The sequence below is a fragment of the Campylobacter sp. MG1 genome (assembly GCF_026616895.1).
In the GTDB taxonomy this organism is placed as follows: Bacteria; Campylobacterota; Campylobacteria; order Campylobacterales; family Campylobacteraceae; genus Campylobacter_E.
Window position 1 is genome coordinate 1 of record NZ_JANYME010000028.1, and the last position, 1,221, is coordinate 1,221.

A 1,221-nucleotide genomic window follows, 5' to 3' on the forward strand; every position below is an offset into this window, starting at 1 on the left:
ACGATTACGAAAATCAACTCAATCATTGTAAAGCCCTTTTTCATGGGTCACTCCTTAAAAAATAAATTTCACTTTATTTACACAAAGGTGTAATGAAAAATAGGCTTAAATTCACATTATTTTTATCTAAAATATTTCACATAAAAAATTTCTTAAAAAAGGACTAAAATGTTTAAATATTTAAAACATTTATTAAATTTTACATTCAAGCAAATATTAAAATTTCTACATTTAAAAAATAAAGAAAAAAGTCTTGAATATTTTTGCCAAATTTCTACAAAATTAAAAAGTTCTCAATTAAAACAAAGCACCATAGAAAATAAAAAATACCTACATAAAACACTTTTTAGTATTTTAAAAAACACAAAAATTACCGAATTTAACAAAGAAAAAGCATATTATTTATTAACAAAACTTAAACAAAAATCATTAAAGCAAAGCACCATAAAACAAATACTTTCTTATGCTAATGAAGGGCTAAATCTAGCCATAGATTTTGGAATAATTACTAAAAATCCACTAAAAAATCTAAATAAATTTTTAAAAAATAAATCAAAAATCAAAATAAATAAAACCATAAAACAATCCCACATAAAAAAGCTACTAAATAAAGCTACAGGAGAACTTAAGATATTTTTATATTTTGCATTTTACACAGGAGCTAGAGCTAGTGAAATTTTAGCCATCACAAATAAAGACATAAATTATAAAAAAAATTATATAAGCATAAACAAAAACGCCACAAGATATGGATTAACAAGCCCTAAAAATGGTAATTTTAGAAACATCCCCCTAGCCGATATTTTAAAACAAGAATTAGAAAAAATTAATTTTAAGAAATTTAATGTAGATTATTTTACAATATATTATCAATTCAAAAAATTAAAAAAATCTTTAAATTTAAAAATAGGGAGTTTGCATTCTATAAGACATACTTATGCTTCAAATTGTTTGCATTTAAAAATAGATTTACCGATAATAGCGAAAAATTTAGGACATAATGACATAACAATGTTAAGTAGAGTTTATTCTCACGAAATTTTTTCCATAAAAGAAAATAAGAAACTTAGAAATTTATTTTATTTTAAGTAATATTTAAGTTCGTGTTAAATAAAATAACCTAACTTTTTTTACATTTGTGTAAATAAAGTGAAATTTATTTTTTAAGGAGTGACCCATGAAAAAGGGCTTTACAATGATTGAGTTGATTTTCGTAATCGT

At 22.1% G+C, this 1,221-nt stretch carries 3 protein-coding genes; 2 read left to right on the plus strand and 1 reads right to left on the minus strand.

The genetic code is table 11. From position 1 onward, the window contains the following. Nucleotides 1–44 (minus strand): prepilin-type N-terminal cleavage/methylation domain-containing protein (locus NY022_RS09740; RefSeq protein WP_420707992.1); only part of this gene is annotated, 44 nt, incomplete at its 3' end. 124 nt (nt 45–168) lie between these two features. Between NY022_RS09740 and NY022_RS09530 the strand changes: the two genes are divergently transcribed. Further along, nucleotides 169–1,092 carry a site-specific integrase gene (locus NY022_RS09530; RefSeq protein ID WP_267525642.1) on the plus strand — a complete coding sequence of 308 codons (924 nt, stop codon included), beginning with the start codon at nt 169–171 and terminating at the stop codon, nt 1,090–1,092. 85 nt (nt 1,093–1,177) lie between these two features. Further along, nucleotides 1,178–1,221 (plus strand): prepilin-type N-terminal cleavage/methylation domain-containing protein (locus NY022_RS09745; RefSeq protein ID WP_420707992.1); only part of this gene is annotated, 44 nt, incomplete at its 3' end.

What these genes read in the sequence shown, in the direction of transcription:
- NY022_RS09530 (WP_267525642.1), top strand. Translation starts at nt 169, where the DNA reads ATGTTTAAATATTTAAAACATTTATTAAATTTTACATTCAAGCAAATA.